General features: G+C 60.2%; 9 protein-coding genes and 2 pseudogenes. 8 read left to right on the top strand and 3 right to left on the bottom strand.

Annotation, left to right across the window (positions count from 1 at the left end):
* The 6 genes and pseudogenes from ACT4OC_RS05865 to ACT4OC_RS05840 form a co-directional block, all read left to right on the top strand.
* Nucleotides 1-1254: pseudogene (locus ACT4OC_RS05865) on the top strand (hypothetical protein); the annotation flags it as partial.
* The gene (locus ACT4OC_RS05860) at nucleotides 1157-9226 is read left to right on the top strand and encodes an Ig-like domain-containing protein (RefSeq protein ID WP_444838028.1); all 8070 of its coding nucleotides are present in this window, start codon (nucleotides 1157-1159) and stop codon (nucleotides 9224-9226) included. The pseudogene ACT4OC_RS05865 and the gene ACT4OC_RS05860, both read left to right, overlap by 98 nt.
* A 47-nt stretch (nucleotides 9227-9273) precedes the next feature.
* Entirely contained in the window at nucleotides 9274-9780 is a 507-nt protein-coding gene (locus ACT4OC_RS05855; protein WP_444838027.1) for a hypothetical protein, read from the top strand.
* A 458-nt stretch (nucleotides 9781-10238) separates the two neighbouring features.
* Nucleotides 10239-11501, top strand: a complete 1263-nt coding sequence (locus ACT4OC_RS05850) for a S1C family serine protease (protein ID WP_444838026.1) — start codon at nucleotides 10239-10241, stop codon at nucleotides 11499-11501.
* Nucleotides 11502-11531: 30 nt separating this feature from the next.
* Nucleotides 11532-12545 (top strand): glycoside hydrolase family 3 N-terminal domain-containing protein, encoded by a 1014-nt coding sequence (locus ACT4OC_RS05845; RefSeq protein WP_444838025.1) that lies wholly within the window; start codon nucleotides 11532-11534, stop codon nucleotides 12543-12545.
* A gap of 237 nt (nucleotides 12546-12782) precedes the next feature.
* The gene (locus tag ACT4OC_RS05840) at nucleotides 12783-13394 is read left to right on the top strand and encodes a LuxR C-terminal-related transcriptional regulator (RefSeq protein WP_444838024.1); all 612 of its coding nucleotides are present in this window, start codon (nucleotides 12783-12785) and stop codon (nucleotides 13392-13394) included.
* Between the two features lie 111 nt (nucleotides 13395-13505).
* Here ACT4OC_RS05840 and ACT4OC_RS05835 read toward each other — a convergent pair whose 3' ends face one another.
* The 3 genes from ACT4OC_RS05835 to ACT4OC_RS05825 all read right to left on the bottom strand — a co-directional run bounded on the left by ACT4OC_RS05835 (nucleotide 13506) and on the right by ACT4OC_RS05825 (nucleotide 15142).
* Nucleotides 13506-13748, bottom strand: coding sequence for a hypothetical protein (locus tag ACT4OC_RS05835; protein ID WP_444838023.1), 243 nt, complete (start codon nucleotides 13746-13748; stop codon nucleotides 13506-13508).
* Nucleotides 13749-13838: 90 nt separating this feature from the next.
* Nucleotides 13839-14222: a response regulator gene (locus ACT4OC_RS05830; RefSeq protein ID WP_444838022.1), complete on the bottom strand. Its 384-nt coding sequence runs from the start codon at nucleotides 14220-14222 to the stop codon at nucleotides 13839-13841.
* Between the two features lie 203 nt (nucleotides 14223-14425).
* Complete coding sequence (locus ACT4OC_RS05825) at nucleotides 14426-15142, bottom strand: Crp/Fnr family transcriptional regulator (RefSeq protein ID WP_444838021.1); 717 nt, start codon at nucleotides 15140-15142, stop codon at nucleotides 14426-14428.
* Between the two features lie 198 nt (nucleotides 15143-15340).
* Here ACT4OC_RS05825 and ACT4OC_RS05820 point away from each other — a divergent pair.
* Nucleotides 15341-15442: pseudogene (locus tag ACT4OC_RS05820) on the top strand (response regulator); the annotation flags it as partial.
* Between the two features lie 252 nt (nucleotides 15443-15694).
* Nucleotides 15695-17974: a DUF1522 domain-containing protein gene (locus ACT4OC_RS05815; RefSeq protein WP_444838020.1), complete on the top strand. Its 2280-nt coding sequence runs from the start codon at nucleotides 15695-15697 to the stop codon at nucleotides 17972-17974.
* The last annotated feature ends 413 nt before the right edge of the window (nucleotides 17975-18387 follow it).

The raw sequence follows: 18387 nt of genomic DNA, 5'->3' as shown, positions 1-18387 counted from the left end.
CAATATCCATGGCATGACCAAATCGGCGGAGCCGTCCACGCCTTCCGGCTCCGCCAAAAAACTCAACAACGAAGGCGACAGATCACGAGCTACAAAAATACGACAACTTCACCCGCTACGGACACGACAACGTCGGGCGCCGGCGGCAAAACCGTCTCGATCGACCGCGACATAGACGGTGACGGCCTCGTCGATCAGAACGAGACGCAAGTCATAAGCGCATCCAGCGCCTTGACCAACACAATCACCAACTACAATCCGAATGGCTCCGTCGCCGATCAGGCTACCAAAGCGCTCAGCAGCGACGGCCTCATTCGCACCGATTCCGTCGATCCGGACGGCAACGGCGTCATCGATCTGATCAAGGCCGACGCCACCGAGGTTGATGCCAACCAGAACCGGGTTGAGACGATCTCCGTGTCGGCTACCGACGGCACACTGCTTCAAAAGACCGTCACGGCTACGAGCGCTAACGGTGCAAACAAGATCATAAAGAATGACTATAACGGTGATGGTATCGTCGATCAGACCAGCTACCTGACGATCACGGTGGCGGCGAACGGCGATTCCGTTACGACGCAAAAAGACACCAACGGCGACGGGTCTCTGATCGGCGCATCCCAAACAACGATCAGCAGCGATGGGCTGCGCAGAGCCACTCTCCTCGATAGCTTCGGTGCAACGGACGCAAGCAACAATCCTGTCTACGATCTCCTGGAATCGGATGTAACGGTTGTCGACGCCGACCAAAACCGAACACAAACGTTGTCGAGCTATATCTATGCCAATGGTGCGCCGACCAAGCTTGTGAGCCTGGTGCAGATCGTCAAGGGGGCCGATGGCATCACGCGCACAATAAAAACGGATCGTAACGGCGCGCTCGACGCGCAGAACAATCCCATCTGGAGCAGTATCGAGACTGTTGCGATCGACACTGCGCACAACAACGACGTTGTCGATACGCTCAAGATCATCAACCCGGACGGCTCGCTTTCGAGTGCGACTGTAACGACCACCAGCGCCGATGGCCTGTCAGTCACGACCCGGAGCGATCTGGGCGGTAACGTTGACCAACAACAATCTGGTCTTCGATCACGTCGAAACCGTCGTTACGACGAAGAACCCCGATGGCAGTTCGACAGTTGTGACCACAAATATGGGCGGCGACGGCTACACCGTCATCAACACAACCACGACCACGACATCAGCCGACGGTCTCACCGTCACGACAATGTCGAATGTCGGGGGCGATAACACGATCACAACCGACACGACCACGATTTCTGCCGATGGCGCCCGCAAGCGGGTTATTGAGGTCGCCGCCCCTGGCGCCGGCATGAATCCCACCCAGGTCCTGTTGAGCATGACCGAAATTGTCACCAGATCGGACCAGAAAACGACTGTCGTCAAGGAGGACACGAACGGCGACGGGGCTGTCGATCGGCTGACGGTGAGTTATCTGCAGGCCAGCGGGACGACGGTCGATGAAATATCGATCTTCGCGCCGGATGGTTCCTTGGTCTCCGAAACGCGGAGGGTAATCAGCGCAGATGGCCTTGCCACGACGGAAACGACGAACATCGACGGCAAGATCGACAGCATTACGACCTACGTGACTGTCCTGAACCTCGATGGCGGCCATACCGAGACGGTAACTAGGCGCGCCAACGACGGCACCTTGAATAGTCAAACAGTAACGACAACAAGTGGAGACGGTTTCGCAAGCGCGACCACAACAAGCATCGATGGAAAAATCGATAGCACGGTCACCGATGTCAGTTCGATTGCGGCGAACGGCGATGAGATCGAGACGATCACCGCCTACGACGCACAAAATGTCAAGATAAGCGCGACTCGAATTACCACCTCGGCGAACGGCCTTTTGCAGGCATCGCTGATCGACGAGAACGGCGACGGAACCTTTGATGTCCAAACGGTTGATCAGACGACGTTGAATGCAACCGATGGAAGCCTCACGCAGTTAGTTACGACAACGACGGTGGCAGCGTCGCCGGTTACGCTCGGCCGTATACAAACGGTGACCTCGGCGGACGGTCTTACGGTCGTCACAAGCGTGGATCACACCGGCAACGGCGTTTACGACGAAGTAACCAGTGTGGTCGGGGACGCGGCCGGCAACGTCGTTACAACGGTCGATCACTTTGATCCCAGCAATCCCAATAACAGGAAGATCAACGAGACCGTCACGATCGCGCGCGGAAACGGCCTGTTCAACCAAGTCAAGGTAGACGTGGACGGGGATGGCACGTTTGACCAAGTACAAACCGACAGCATTGCATTCGCACAAGACGGAACCCAGACGGAGACAGTTACAACCCTCGCTGGCACGACGACGATAGGCACGACAGTCGTAACGACGAATGCCAACGGGACGACGGTAACGACGCAAAAATATATCGGTGGGACGGCGGCCACCGGCCGGCTGGTTGAAACCTACCAATCCCAGATCAGTTACAATCTGGACGGCAGTGTTACCACGAACTCGACCATGAAGGCCCGGAACAGCATTGTCTTCGAGCAGTCAACCACGCAGGTCAGTGCCGACCAGAAGACAACATCAATCACGACTAATTTCCTGCAAGCAAGTTTCGCGGGAAATCAGACCGATGCGCCCGAGAGTGTGCTGGGAACAATATCTGAATTGACCGATGGCTCACTGAGGGATACCACCACCTACTATGCATCGGCGTCGGCGGCTGGTGCTATCCTGGCCACCAAGACGGTGCAGACAAGTGCCAACGGATTGTCGAAGACGCTGTCGTGGGATTTGAACGGCGATGGCACAATTGATCAAAATCAATCGTACGCTACAGAGATTGGGACTGACGGCAGCACAGACGAGGCCTTTGCCGACGCGTTCACGGGGACAGGCTTCGCCATGCATGTCGCCGTTGGACGCTCGACATCTGCCAATGGTTTGACAGGCAGTTTAACGGCATCGATCAATCTTGGCGAGAGCTGGAGCCTTATCGATGGATCCCGCGACACGTTTCTCAATCCGGACGGGAGCGCGTCGGTCGTCACCAAGAACAACATCCTGGTCTACCGCAGCAGCAATACCCAAAACTATTCATTGGTCTACGCGGGATCTGATGCTGCCGTTGTCAGCACAAGCCGTGATGGTTTGACAACGACAAAGCAAATCTCGACCTGGGGCAACAACACCTTCTATCGAACGAACAGTTTCACCACTAACCTCGATGGCAGCACCACCCAGACGATCACGAACCTTAACGACGACAATTCGTTGGGTGAGGCCAAGGCGGTGAATGTCAGTGCGGATGGCCGCATCATCACCATTACCGATCAGACGAACGAGCATGGCTATGTAAACTATGCTGTCCAAACCACGGTGCCGACGAACGACGGCAGCGGCTACGCGGTCTTGATGACCACCACGTCCAACTACGCTTCCAATGGCGGAACGCTGCGGAACAGAGAAACGGAATCAACTCTGCTCAACGGGTTGTCGAAGACCACGAGTCTCGATGTCAATGGTGATGAAATCGTCGACGAAAGCAAAACAGACGTCACCACGCTGACGGCGGACGGCAGGACCATTCAGACGATCACAGAAACAGATGCATCGGGCATCCAAATCAAGAAGCAGGTCGTCACAACATCGGCGGACGGGCTGCATAAAACCACGACGATCGCGGGCAGCGGCGCAGTCCTCGCCACCACGCAAACCGACACGGTTGACAATTCCGACGGATCGACCACGACGACGGCGATCACGACATCGCCCGGGACAGCAGGATCGACGCTCACGCGCAACACGACCCTGATCAACACAAGCGCAGACGGACGCGTTACTAACGTCACGTGGGATCTCGATGGCGATCAAACGCTCGAGGCGGCGGAGTCTTCCGTTACTCATGCGGACGGATCGAGGACCGTCACCGATACCTACTACCAGGCCGACGGCACCACAGTTTCGTCTGTAACGACCACGACAACCTCCGCCAATGGCCTGATGACCACGGTCAGCCGCTCGATCACCGCGAATGCTGCGAGCAATACGACCGAGATAGCGCTCAAGAGTTCGGACGGCTCCGGCAGCTACACGTGGACCGAGAAAGATGCGAGCGGCAACAACGTCGTCCATGCGAGCCACACGATCGATCAGAACGGCATCGATTACGTAAATCTCTGGGTGCGTGGCACGGAAGTCACCTACCGGATCAGCGCGGATCAAGAGGCGCATGATCTGGCAGAGGTGCAGAGCATCTACACGGTATTGCTTGGCCGGACAATGAGCCCGGAAGAAACGCAAACATGGCTGAAATACTACACCAATAGCGGGCTAAACGTTGTTCAACTTGCCAAGGATCTGATGAACTCGACGGAATTCTGGCAAGACAACGACATAGCGTTCAGGCGGGATTACGGCAGCCAGAATCGTCCCGATCTAGTTACACTTCTCAACACAATTTACCAGAACGCGTTTGGCCGCCTTCCTAGCCAGGCGGAACAGAGTTCCTACATCTCGCGCGTCTACGGCAGCAATCTCGATCCGATGGCGGACTTCGTCGTCGAGATAGCGCGCATTGCAAACCCGGCCGGAGTTCCGAATGCTGGGTTTAACCTTCAGGCGACGAGCCCCTATCCGCTTCCGTTCGGCGCGGGTGGCGGCGGTGGTGGTGGCGTCCCCGATTCAATTGAAACACTCAGTACTAGCTATGGAAGGGCAGTCGAACACTACGATCAGCTCACGGGCTTCCTGAAGCGAATCGAATACTACGACGGCGCGCAGAATTATATGACGAGGAACTACGACCCGCTCACGGGTGCGCTCTCCTCGGAGTACGGCTATTTCTACGATCAGACAGGAACAAAAGTTGCAAATGCCTACATCGAGGTAGGCAACAGGATCGACGTCTATGCTGGGATATACAATCCCTACAATTTATTCGACAGCGTCAACGACGCCGTGCAAATCACAAATAACCCGGATGGAACTTCGACCTGGACATTGTGGCAGCAAAACTTGCCACAGAACCGGCCACTGGGAACGGTGAAGTATTTCAAGGGCACTTCGGTCGATCGCCTACGGAATCCAGCAATATCCGTGAATGGCCATCTGTCGTACTCGAAGATCTACGACGCGAGTATGGGGTTCTATGTCGAGAAATCAGCGTCGAGCGATAGCTTTAACACACCACTCTATAACGTCATTGAGCGTACTGACACTGGCATTGTGCTGGCTAGGGGCACGGACTTTGCGGCAAGAAGCGGATCGGACTTTACGTTTTATGACCCTGCGCATCAGCTTGCTCCCTTCATCAGCAACATCGAACAATTTGTCTCGACATACGCAATCACCAGCATCTCCTATAGCTCTACAGGCCCCGACGGGAGTGGAGTTATCAGTTTCTCGGGCGCAACTTCCTCGCTTTATCAAAGCTCGATATTCAACGGGTTCCTGGACGGATTTAATTTCGCTTTCAGCCCCCTTCACAAAATGCTGCCCGAAACCGTCCCTATTCCTGCCAATACGCAATACTCCTACCCGACAGCCCCCGATACAGGGTCCGAAACCGGCTCTGCTAATTCTCCGACGACGCCGGCGGGCGGATTTTCGTTTACGCCGCCTAGCTACACGCTCCCCACTCAGATTATCGACACGCAGGTTGGCTATGTCAGCGGAACGGGCGGCGATATCTTCATCTATGATGCCAGCTACGGGGCGGTCGAGATTGACGAGAATGATCCGTCGCCAACCCCGCAGAACATTCTAAAGCTTGGTTCGATGATACTGCCGTCGAACATAAGAGTGACGGCCGACAGCTCGGGGAGCCTCTACATCACCGACGGAACGACGGGCGATGTCATCAAGCTCGCGGGGATGCTCAGCGACAGCTCCCGCGGCGTTCAATCGGTCCAGTTCACGAGCAACAACACGACCTGGACAAGAACACAGCTGATCCAAGCTGCAGCGACCGGTACGACCGCCGCAGACAAGTTGTACGGAACCTCGGGTGCAGAGGCCTTCGACGGCAAGGGAGGCAATGACTACGTCTCGGGCAATGGGGGCGGCGATACGATCATTTACGAACGCGGCTATGGGCACTTGGAAATCGACCAGCGGGATATCTTGGCCTCGCCAAGCAACGTCTTGCGGTTGAACGGAATCAACAGCACCGAAGTTATCTTGGTTTCGGACGGGACCAATCTCTACATCACCGATGGACGCGTCGGCGATCGTATCAAGATCGACAACATGGTCAGCGATGGGATGTTCGGTGTTCAAAAGATCGAGTTCGCCGATGCGACATGGCATTGGTCGGATATCCAGTCGCGAATGAAAGCAGCGATTGTCGGATCGTCAGGAAGTGACGTGCTGAACGGTGGGTTAGGAGCCGACATCGTCCTTTATCGTGGCAATGCTTCGGATTACCTCATCAGCACGAACGCCGCGGGCGTCACCACCGTCACGGATACGGTTGCGGGGCGGGATGGGACCGATACGCTGACCGGGATCGAATATCTGCAATTCGCCGATCTCACGGATGCGCCGCCCGTTGCGCACGACGATGTCGGTTGGACAGATACAGGCCGCATAGTGACGGCTACTCCCGATCAGGTGCTTGGCAACGATAGCGATGCCGATGCGGGCGATATGCTAACGATTGTCAACGTATCGGCGCTATCGGCCAGAGGGGCCGCGGTCAGCTTTCAGAATGGACTTCTGAGTTACGATCCTACGGTCCTGCGCGGGACCATCCCCGCCGGCGAGACCGTGACTGACACCTTTACCTATACGATGAGGGATGCGGCCGGCGCGACCTCGACCGCGACCGTGACGATGACGGTTTCCGAAGCAAACCATGCCCCCGTCGCGCATGACGATGTCGGTTTCGCTTGGTCAAATGCAGTCGCCCATGCACCGGCTGACACTTTCGCGCTGGCGAACGATACCGACGAAGATGCGGGCGATACAAAGACGATTGTCAGTGTCTCGGCCTTGTCGGCGAAAGGCGCAGCTGTCAGCTTCCATGACGGTGAGCTGTACTATGATCCGCGCACTGCTTTCGCTGGCTTGCTGGTCGGCCAGCACGCGACCGATACCTTCACCTACACGATGAGCGATTCGGCTGGAGCAAGGTCGACGGCGACCGTCACGATGTACATAGATGGGGCGGGCCATGCACCCGTCGCTAACGACGATATCGGTCCCACGATAAGCGAAGAAAACACGGCCACGTTGCTTGCAGTGGATCTGCTCGCCAACGACGCGGACGCCGACGCCGGTGACACCAGGACATTGGTCTCGGTCGCCGCGATCTCCGCCAAGGGCGCCGCTGTCAGCATCAAGAACGGCAATGTGGTGTATGACCCGCGGGGAGCGGCGGTCCTGCAAGGGCTCGCGGCAAATGACATCACAACGGATACTTTCACCTATACCATGCGCGATGCGGGCGGCTCTTTCTCGACGGCGACCGTGACGATGACGATCACCGGTTCCAATGACGGAGCAACGCCCGACGGCGTATTCCGGATCGGCTCGGATTTCGTGGCCAATACCCAGACCGCCGGATCCCAGACGGCTCCCAAGGTTACGGGATTGCGCAATGGCGGCTTCGTCGTCACCTGGGTCGACGACAGCCAGACCGGTGGCGATGCAAGCGGCAGCAGCGTCAAGGCGCAGGTGTTTAGGGACAATGGAGACAAGGTCGGTTCGGAGTTTTTGGTCAACACGCAGACAACGAATGGCCAACTTGCCCCCGCGGTCGTAGCCCTTGCTGGCGGCGGTTTCGTCATGACGTGGGAAGACAATAGCAGCACGTTGGGAGACAGCGATGGCAGCAGCATCAAGGCTCAATTGTTCGATGCTGCTGGCGGCAAGATTGGTTCGGAATTCCTCGTCAACAGCCTGATCTCCCATAACCAGAAGGCGCCGGAAGTCGCAGCTCTGCCGAACGGCGGTTTCGTGATCAGTTGGCAGGATTTCAGCGCGGGCACCAATAACGGGACCAACTACAACATCAAGGTGCAGGTGTTCGCGGCAAACGGCGACATGGTGGGATCGGAACTCGCGGTTGCTGCGCAGTCTGCAAATTCTCGGTATTCGTCCGGCATCGTCGGGCTCGCCAACGGCGACTTCGTTGTCAGCTGGGAAGATTTGTCTCCCGGCGACGGCAGCAGCTCTGGCATCAGGGCGCGCATCTTCCACCGGGATGGAACGGAGGTGACGGGCGAGTTCCTCGTCAATACCGAGGTGACGGGAGGTCAAAATATTCCAGCTGTCGCTCTGGCTGACGGCGGCTTTGTGGTCGCGTGGAATGGGGGCGACAGCAGTTTCAACGGCATCAAGGGCCAGATATTCGATGCAAGCGGCAACAAGATGGGAAGTGAGTTCCTCGTCAATACCCAGACGCTGAGCAATCAGATCAATCCTTCGATCAGCGCGCTGCCAGGTGGTGGTTTCATCGTCTCGTGGGTCGACACCAGCGGCACGCTTGGCGACAGCGACGGAACAAGCGTGAAAGCGCAGGTATTCGATGCGAGCGGTGCCAAGGTAGGCTCCGAATTCCTGGTGAATACCCAAGCGCTGGGCGACCAGCTTGCGCCGAAGGTGGTTGGCCTCGCGGATGGAAAATTCGTGATCGCCTGGCAGCGCGACGACGGGGTCATCTGGGGCGTCGACGAAGGTGGACAGCCGATCAACAGCGACGTCAACATACGCGCGCAGGTCTTCGGTCTGTCACTTCCCAGAACGATCAACGGAACGTCCGGAGACGACGTGTTGGTCGGCGGCATCGGCCCGGATACGCTTGTTGGCCATGGTGGCAACGACACCTATCGCTTCGACGCGATCCAGAAATCGGAAATCGTTGTCAATGGCTCGGAGGCGAGCACAGGGCCTTCGGGAACGCTGCAGTTCACGGCCAGCAATCCTGACCAGCTTTGGTTTGAACGGGAGAGCAACGACCTGACAATCGACGTGCTCGGCACCGAGCGGAAGGTGATCGTTCAGAACTGGTATGGAGCCCCCGGTGCGCAACTTGGCTCGATTCAGGCGAACAACCTCCTGCTCTCGAACAACCAGGTCGACGCCTTGGTCCAGGCGATGGCGGCGTTTGAAAACAGCTATGCCAGCGCTCACGGCGGAGCGGACTTCGATCCGGCGACCGCTGCTTCGACCATTGCCGACACCAGCGTGCTGGCGGCGGTGAATAACAACTGGCACCAGGCGGCTTAAGAGATGTTCAAGTTCGGCAAGAAATGCTTCGGCAAGGATAGGCGCCAATGACAATCTCAGATGCAGACCACTACGAGATATCGTCAGCGCCTCGGGACAGCAGCAACGCTTACTCCGACAACAAGTTTGCGACCGGCGGCTTTCCTCCGGATGAGAACGCTGCCTCGGCAGGATCGCGCGATAGCGATCTCTGGATGTCATATGGCACAAAATGGGGAAATCCAGGCCATTGGCCGGTTGAGCTGTCTCTCACCTCCGACCAGGGCGGGTCTGGAAATCTTCCGGACTCCGCCGGCTTGCCGGGCAACCGTGCATTCGAGCCCGGGGTAGGTACCGCGCTGGGAAGGGATTCCGACGGCCCCCAACACATCCAAAGAGCGCAGGGAGCCAGTGCACGCGTAATCGAGATCGACAGCCAGATTTCGCGGCTGATCGACGCAATGGCGGCCCATTCGGTGGACCGCTTCGGCTTCGATACAACGGGCTGGACTTGCGTCATGCCACCGCCCGACACGACCCGGCAGGGTGCTCTGGCGGTGGATTGTCGCAGTTAATTTAGCCGGATGGAGCAAGTCGCCCGTCTTCGATTGGCATTGCTCCGGTAGGCTATGAATTTCTGCAGGATTCTTCGCGGTTGTGGGTACGTGCGAGTGTCAAGATGGCGACTATGTACACGTTGGTTGTTGACCCAGCGGACAGGCCAGCAACGCATTTAAGAGGGGTTCGCGGTTGCAAACTGGACATGTTCGCGCGCACAAATTCCCATTTCTGGCCGTAGCTCAAATGGTGGGTTCTGGTCGAGGAGGGTCGAAAATTCCTTATCTTTCAAAGAGGGTTGACTGACTCCCTCTCCGCCACCCGCCTTCGCTGACGCTTCGGCGCGGCAAGTCCTCGAGGGGCGGGTGCCGCGCCAAAGCTGCGCAGCAGCGACGGCGGGCTGTTCAAGCTCGCTCCGCCCCTTAGACAACGGTTGCAAAGCCCCATATGCTCGCCTCCGTCCTGGGAGGTTGTCATGAAGCGTTGCGTCGTCGTCCTGGCCGCGTTGCTGGCTGTGCTCGCCGCCGTCCGTTCCGCCGAAGCGCGCGGGCCTTATGGCACGATCAGCGTGGGCAACTGGAAGGGCGGCGCTTTCACCAACGACCGGACCGGCGAGTTCTCGCATTGCGGCGCGACCGCGATGTACCAGAACGGCATCTATTTCGTCGTCATGATCGACGGCAAGCCAAGCTGGAGCCTGGGGTTCGCGCATGACGGCTGGACGTTGGCGGGTGGCAAGGCCTTTCCGATCCAGCTGACATTCGACGGCCAGGCTCCCTTCAACGTGCACGGCATCGCCATAACCGACAAGCTGCTGCGGGTGCCGATGCCGGACAACTCCAGCTTGATCACGCAGTTCCGCAAGGCGAGGTCCATGTCGGCCTACGCACAGGGCCAGTTGCTGCAATTCAACCTCGACCAGACCGCGCAGCTGCTGCCCTCGCTCGCGAACTGCGTCGTCAAGGTGAAGCAGTACGGTCTCGCCAACGCCGGCGACTTTTCCGTCACCGCGCCCCCCAAGCCTGCCGCCCGGGCGGCTGCGGCGGAGCCGGCGAACGCGCCGGAGGCGAAGCCGGGCAAGCTCACCAGCCAAACCGGAACCGGCTTCGTGGTCAGCGCCAACGGCCATGTCGTCACCAATCACCATGTGATCGACGGATGCGTCGGCGACATCCAGGGCAATCTGACCGGTGCTGCGCCGGTCAAGCTGCGCGTCGTTTCCGGCGACGAAACCAACGATCTCGCGCTGCTGCAGGCGCCGAGCCCGTTCAAGGATGTGGCCGTTATCAAGGAAAAGCCGGTCCATTCCGGCGCCAGCATCGTTGCGATCGGCTTTCCCTTCCACGGCCTGCTCAGCTCGGATTTCACGGTGACGACGGGGATCGTGAGCTCGCTGAGCGGTGTGCTGAACGATACCCGCTTCCTGCAGATCAGCGCGGCGGTCCAGCCCGGCAACAGCGGAGGCCCGCTGCTGTCCTCTACGGGTGAAGTGGTCGGCGTCGTCGCGGCGAAGCTGAACGCACTGAAATTCGTGAAGGCGACGGGCAATATTCCCGAGAACATCAACTTTGCCATCAAGACGGGTGCGCTGCGCGACTTTCTGGACAACAGCGTGGTGCCGTATCAGACGGCGGAAATGAAGACGGAGTTGAAGACGACGGATATCGCCAGCAACGCCAGGGGATTCACCCTGCTGATCTCCTGCAAGGCGAAGCAGAGCGAGAGCGCCAGGAAGTAGGCGCCTTTTCGCAGATCGATGCGGGCGTCAATGTCCATCGGCGAACTCTTCATCCTCGGCTTCTACGGAAAGGCCATTCCTGGCTGGCTCGAGGAGTTCGCGGCGCGGTTCGGGCTCGGCGGCGTCATCCTGTTCGACTATTCGGTTCGCACCCGGCAATACGACAACAACATCGAATCGTCGGAGCAGGTCCGCGCGCTCTGCGCGGAGATCACCCGGCTGCCGTCCTCGCCGCTGGTGTTCATCGACCAGGAAGGCGGGCTGGTGCGGCGGCTGAAGGACACGCGAGGCTTTGCGCCGCTGCCGAGCGCTAAGGACTTCAATCTCCTTGCGCAGGAGGAGAAGCGCAGCATCCTCGCCGCCAGCCTGCATGAGCTGCGTGCGCTCGGCATCGGCTACAATTTCGCGCCGGTCATCGACGTCGACTACAATCCGGACAATCCCAATATCGGCCGCATCAAGCGATCGTTCTCCGCCGATATCGGCGAGGTCGAGGCCAATGCGCTTCTGATGAGCGAGGTCGCGCGCGAGGCGGGCGTCGGCCTGTGCCTCAAGCATTATCCGGGTATCGGCGGAGCGGACGTCGATTCGCATCGGGACTTCATGGACATTTCGGACACGCTGCGACCCGAGCAGGAAGCCCTGTTCCATTCGCTCGCCCCGAAAATGTTCGGCGACGCCGTGCTCGTCAGCCATGCCCTCGTCAGGCAATGGGACCGCGACAATCCCGCGACATTGTCGCTTGCCACGATCGGCCGGCTGCGCGCCCGCCTGCCGCACACGCTGCTGGTCACCGACGACATGCAGATGCAGGGCGTGCAGAAGGCGCTCGGCACTGCTGCTGCCAGTCTTCAGGCGCTGCGGGCCGGGATCGACATGCTCTGCGTCGGCAACAATCTGCTCGATCAGGAAGCGGAGATGGCCGGTATCGCCGAAGCCGTCGAGCGGGCCGTTCGGGAGGGGGCGCTAGGTGCCTGCGCGATCGGGCAGTCCATCGCGCGGGTGCAGAACAGGAAGGCGCTGCTCGTCCGGGCGAACTCGTAGCAGGGGCAAATGCGGCCGATGGATCTTTGCCGCAAACGTAAACGCGGCCACCGTGAAACTACCGACCACTTAAGTGGCATTTGCGGCATGGCGCAACTTGTCGAGGTGAAAGCGCGGTCATTTCGGCGCAAACCCGTCTGCGAGGACAGGACTTCCTCGCAGCTGCAACAATTCTCCGTAATCCTACGGCCGTAGAAATTAACCATAATTGAGGCAAGAGCCATTAGATTCGGCTCCATGTCGCATCATGAGCATCGGGCAAGCGATTCGCGCCCAGCCAAATGGGCCGAAGCCAGCGCGCCACCCGACAGCCCGGCCGTGGTTCCGCTCTCGGCCGCCCGGGTCCGGGCCACGGAAGAAGCCGCAACCGCCATCGCGCGCGAGCTCAACGGACCGCTGACGGCACTGATGCTGTACATGAACGAGCTCAAGCAGCAGAGCCATCAGTTCGCACAAACTGCTGGCAACCGCGTCTACCTGCAACAGGTCGTCGACAATGCCCTGCAGCAGACCGAGCGTGTCTATGCCATGGTGAAGCGGCTTTCCGACGGGCACGCCGCGCCTGCCGAGCCGGCGGAGCATGTTGCCGGAGACGGCCCGGTCAGCCGGCCGCGCGAGCGCGCGGCGCACGTGATGCTGACGCCGAATCCGGAACAGAAGCCGCTGACCCGGCGCGAGCGCGAGGTGCTTGCCCTGATCAGCGAGGGCTGCTCCAACAAGCAGGGCGCGCTGCGCATGAGCATCAGCCCGCGCACCTTCGAAAGCCACCGCGCCGAAGCGATGCGCAAGCTGGGTGCGAGGAACACCGCGGGTCTCGTGCGCAAGGCGCTGATGCTGCAGTCGGGCTGACTGCGCGCAGTCGGTATGCTGCGGGATTACCTTCCTGACGGATGACCGACAGTCGCGCGCTGAACGGTCGCGGGCGCATCGACAGCGATACCAGGGAAAGCCCGGCGGCCCTCAGTAGCGGTCTTCGGCGAAGGCGCGAAGGCGGGGCGCAGGGTGCAGCGTTTCGGCCTTGGGCGGGCTCGGGATCAGGGTGACGACCCAGACCGAGGGATGACGCGCCTTGTTCTCAAGGATGGACCGCACCATTCCGGTCACCGTCGACCCGTTCGACCTGACTGTCGCCGTGCGGCCGTTGAATTGCGCGATACGGAAACGCCGGACTTCCTTCTGGTCGGCCGTTTCGAACGTGAACATTCGAGCTCTCCTGTGCTCGAGCCACTATCGAACGCTATCGTTAGTCGTGTGTGAAAATCGGCGGCCGTAAAAGTACGGGCGCGCCATGGCTCACGCGCCGAACACCGCTTCCATCTTGGTCTTCAGCGTGGCGGCGTTGAATGGCTTGACGATGTAGTTGCTGACGCCGGCCTTCTTCGCGGCGATCACGTTTTCCGTCTTGGATTCCGCCGTGATCATGATAAAAGGGGTTTGCGATAGCTCCGGATTGGCGCGGACTTCCCGCAGCAGGTCGTAGCCGGTCATCGGCTCCATGTTCCAGTCCGAGATCACCAGCCCGTATTTCTTGCCCTGCATCTTGACCAGCGCGCTCGAGCCGTCGCTCGCATCATCGACGTTCTCGAAGCCGATCTGCTTCAGCAGGTTGCGGATGATGCGGATCATGGTCGCGTAATCGTCGACCACCAGGATCGGCATCGCCAGGTCAAAGCTCATGTCTTTCCCTCCGCACCGGTCGCGAACTGCCGAATACGGAACGGACCCGCTCCCGGCATTCGAGGGAGCCCATCGACGCTCCCCCGTTTCCGGACAACGACTAGCAGCGGCCATTGAACAGCGCGTTAATGGCGCGACCTGCGGATCGCGCCGTTTGAAGCGGGCCCGTGGTTATACCTGCGACCCATTGCCGGCGTCGGCAGTCAGGCGAAGACGCGGGGCCGGATCAGCCGTTCGTATTGCGCCTTGACCTGCGCGTAGCATTCGCATGAGGTCTTGCCGAGGCCCTCGAGGTTGGTGATTTCGATGTGTCCCCGGCTGTAATGGATGTAATTGGCCTGTTGCAGGGTCGATGCCACCAGGGAGACGCTGTTGCGCCGCGCGCCGATCATTTGGGCCATCGCCTCCTGGGTCAGGATCAGCTTGTTGCTGCCGGACAGGTCGCGCATTTGCAGCAAGCATCGTGCGAGCCGCGACTCCACCGTGTGCGCCGCGTTGCATCCGGCGGTCTGTTGCACCTGTGCGTAGACGGCGAGCGCGTGCCGCACCAGTTCGCTTCGCATGGTGGCGCTCTGGTCCGCCGCAGCGCGGAGCCGCTCGATCTCTATGGTAGACGCGACGCCCGGTACCAGCACGACTGCACCGTTTAGCGCCGTCGGGTCGCCCAACGCCGAGAACGATCCGAAAATGGAGTCGCGGCCGACCATCGCGATGTGCACGTGCTCGCCCCTGGCGAGCCTGACGACCAGCGATATCACGCCGCGATGCGGAAGATAGGCGCGCTTGAGCACTTCATCGACGTCGACCAGCACGAGTTCAGGGGTGAGGTCGACGGTCTTGAGATGCGGACGGACGAGTTCGAAATCGTCTTCGGACAGCGACGCCAGGAATCCATTGGGTGGACGCGGAACCGGAGTCACGGGGTGCCTCCCTGAAGGGGGCATGGCGGGCGGTCGGCTGGCTGCCCCCAAGTCCAATATGTACGATATCCGGCGTATGGGATAAACTGCTAAAATAGCGCATCGTCTGAACGAGCAGACGACGCCGGGTTGCGATGCGAGCGCGGTGGCGAGCGCCATCCCGCAAAGAGGGTTTTGCGCGCGTGTGGCGCAAGTTAGTCCTCGCCCGCGCCGGATTTTCTGCGGATGGCGCTTGAGCTCGGGACGACTTGTTGTCTGCGCAAGCCGTTCACGCCGGTGACGGTTATCATTGAGTGTCTAGAAGCCAATCCACAGAGCAATCCACAGAGAATGGCTATGGCTTCCGCTGCGGGGCCAAATGGCATTTGTCGCTTGCCAATAAGCTTGGCCTTTATCCCTTCGTTAAGCAAGTTCCCCTACTGTTTACCCGCAGTATCACGGGGCTCACCCCGTTGCGTACAATGTGAGCCTACGCGTTGAGACCTTGTTAAAGTCTCGTGGGTATCGATGCGAAGGTCAAAGAATTGGCTTTCAACCCAGAAGGATGAAGATATGTCTGGAATCGTACTTTCCGCGTCGGTTCGCCAGAACCTGCTCTCGCTGCAGTCGACCGCTGATCTGCTTGCGACGACGCAGAACCGCCTTGCCACTGGCAAGAAGGTCAACACGGCCCTCGATAACCCCACCAACTTCTTCACCGCGCAGTCGCTCGATTCCCGCGCCGGTGACATCAACAATCTGCTGGACGGTATCAGCAACGGCGTGCAGGTGCTGCAGGCCGCCAACACCGGTATCACCTCGCTGCAGAAGCTGGTCGACACCGCCAAGTCGATCGCCAACCAGGCGCTGCAGAGCGCGGTCGGTTACTCCACCAAGTCGAACGTCTCCGCGACGATCACCGGCGCCACCTCGAGCGACCTGCGCGGCACCACGACCTACACCAGCGCGACCGCGTCTTCCAACGTGCTGTTCTCCGGCGCGGCCGGCGGCACCACCGCGGCAACCGCGGCCACCACGCTCGGCGGCACCATCGGCGTCGTGACTGGTTCCGTCGTCCAGGACAACCAGGGCGTTCCCGCCGCGATCACCGCGACCACGCTGATCTACGGCGACGGCGCGGCCCTCGCCACCGCCGGCCTTACCACTGGCGCCAACACGAAGTTCACCGACGGTTCCGTCGTCACCGTCAATGGCAAGACCATCACCTTCAAGTCCGGCGCGGTCCCGACCGCCGCCAACGCCCCGACCGGCTACGGCGTCAGCGGCAACATCGCCACCGACGGCTCTGGCAACTCGATCATCTATCTCGGTGCCAGCGCCACCAATTCGACCGCGACGGTCGGTGACATCCTGACCGCGGTTGACCTCGCCAGCGGCGTCAGGAACGCTGTCGTTTCCGCCGGTGCGGCCACCATCACCACCAACGCCGCCCAGACCGTGTCTTCCATTGCGGCGGGCGCGATCTCGCTGCGCACCTCGACCGGTGCCGACCTCTCGGTCGTCGGCAAGGCTGATACGCTCAAGGCGCTCGGCCTCACCACCGCCACCGGCTCCGGCAACGCCACCGTCTCCGCGAACCGCACCACCAGCACGACCAGCCTCGGCACGCTGATCCAGGACGGCTCTACGCTGACGGTGAACGGCAAGACGATCACCTTCAAGAACGCGGGGACACCGGCGGCGGCCAACGTTGCGACGGGTTCCGGCGTCAGCGGCAACATCGTCACCGACGGCAGCGGCAACTCGACCGTTTACCTGCAGCAGGGCACCATCGCCGACATCCTGAACGCGATCGACCTCGCCACCGGCGTGCAGACGGCGACCAATGCCGCCGGTACCGCCACCCTGGCCACCGCTTCGGGCCAGACCAAGTCCTCGATCGTGGCCGGCGCGCTGCAGCTCTCGACCGGCACCACCGCCGATCTGTCGATCATCGGCACCGGCAATGCGCTCTCGGTGCTTGGCCTCACCGGCAACACCGGCACGGGCACCTCGTTCACCGCGGGCCGCACCGCGGCGGCTGGCAGCCTCTCCGGCAAGACCTTGACCTTCAGCTCCTTCAACGGCGGCACCGCGGTCAATGTCACCTTCGGCGACGGCTCCAACGGCACGGTCAAGACCCTCGACCAGCTCAACGCCGCGCTGCTGGCCAACAACCTCGGCGCGACGGTCGACTCGACCGGCAAGCTGACGATCTCCACCACCAACGACTATGCTTCGTCGACCCTCGGTTCGGCGACCGCTGGCGGTGCGATCGGCGGCACGCTGACCAGCGCGATCACGTTCACGACGGCCTCGGCCCCGGTCGTCGACATCTCGGCGCAGGCCGTCCGCTCCAACCTGGTGAGCCAGTTCAACGGCATCCTGTCGCAGATCACCACCACCGCGCAAGACGCCTCGTTCAACGGCGTCAACCTGCTCGGCGGCGATCAGCTCAAGCTGACGTTCAACGAAACCGGCAAGTCGACGCTGAGCATCACTGGCGTGTCGTTCAACGCGGCCGGTCTTGGTCTGGCGGACCTCGTCAGCGGCACCGACTTCATCGACAACTCCGCGACCAACAAGGTGATCTCCAGCCTGAGCTCCGCTTCGACCCAGCTGCGCTCCCAGGCGTCCGCCCTCGGTTCGAACCTGTCGATCGTGCAGATCCGTCAGGACTTCTCCAAGAACCTGATCAACGTGCTGCAGACCGGCTCGTCCAACCTGACGCTGGCCGACACCAACGAGGAAGCGGCGAACAGCCAGGCGCTGTCGACCCGCCAGTCGATCGCGGTGTCCGCGCTGGCGCTCGCCAACCAGTCGCAGCAGAGCGTGCTGCAGCTGCTCCGCTAAGCGGCGTAGCCACGATGTCAAACAGACGGCGGGGGAAACCCCGCCGTTTTTTTTGGCATTGCGTGGCGGCCAGACGCCGATCCTGCCTGCAACCGCAGTGCGTCGTGCGGCACTTTACAAAAATCGTTTTCTAAAGTTGCCGGACGCGGCGGCCTCGCCTGCAGTTGCATTGATTCAAAATCCGTATTTGCACGGAGCGTGAAATTAACGCGGTCGTGAAATGAGATAGCTAACGATTGCTGGAGAGTTCCGTCAAACTGGAAGGCGACGCTGATGGACGATCTCATGCGCGAGTTTTTGACCGAGACGAGCGAGAGCCTGGACACGGTCGACAATCAGCTGGTTCGGTTCGAGCAGGAGCCGAACAACGCCAGGATCCTGGACAACATTTTCCGGCTGGTTCACACCATCAA

Source organism: Bradyrhizobium sp., assembly GCF_052389815.1.
GTDB lineage: Bacteria > Pseudomonadota > Alphaproteobacteria > Rhizobiales > Xanthobacteraceae > Bradyrhizobium.
This window is presented reverse-complemented; position numbering and strand designations above follow the sequence as displayed.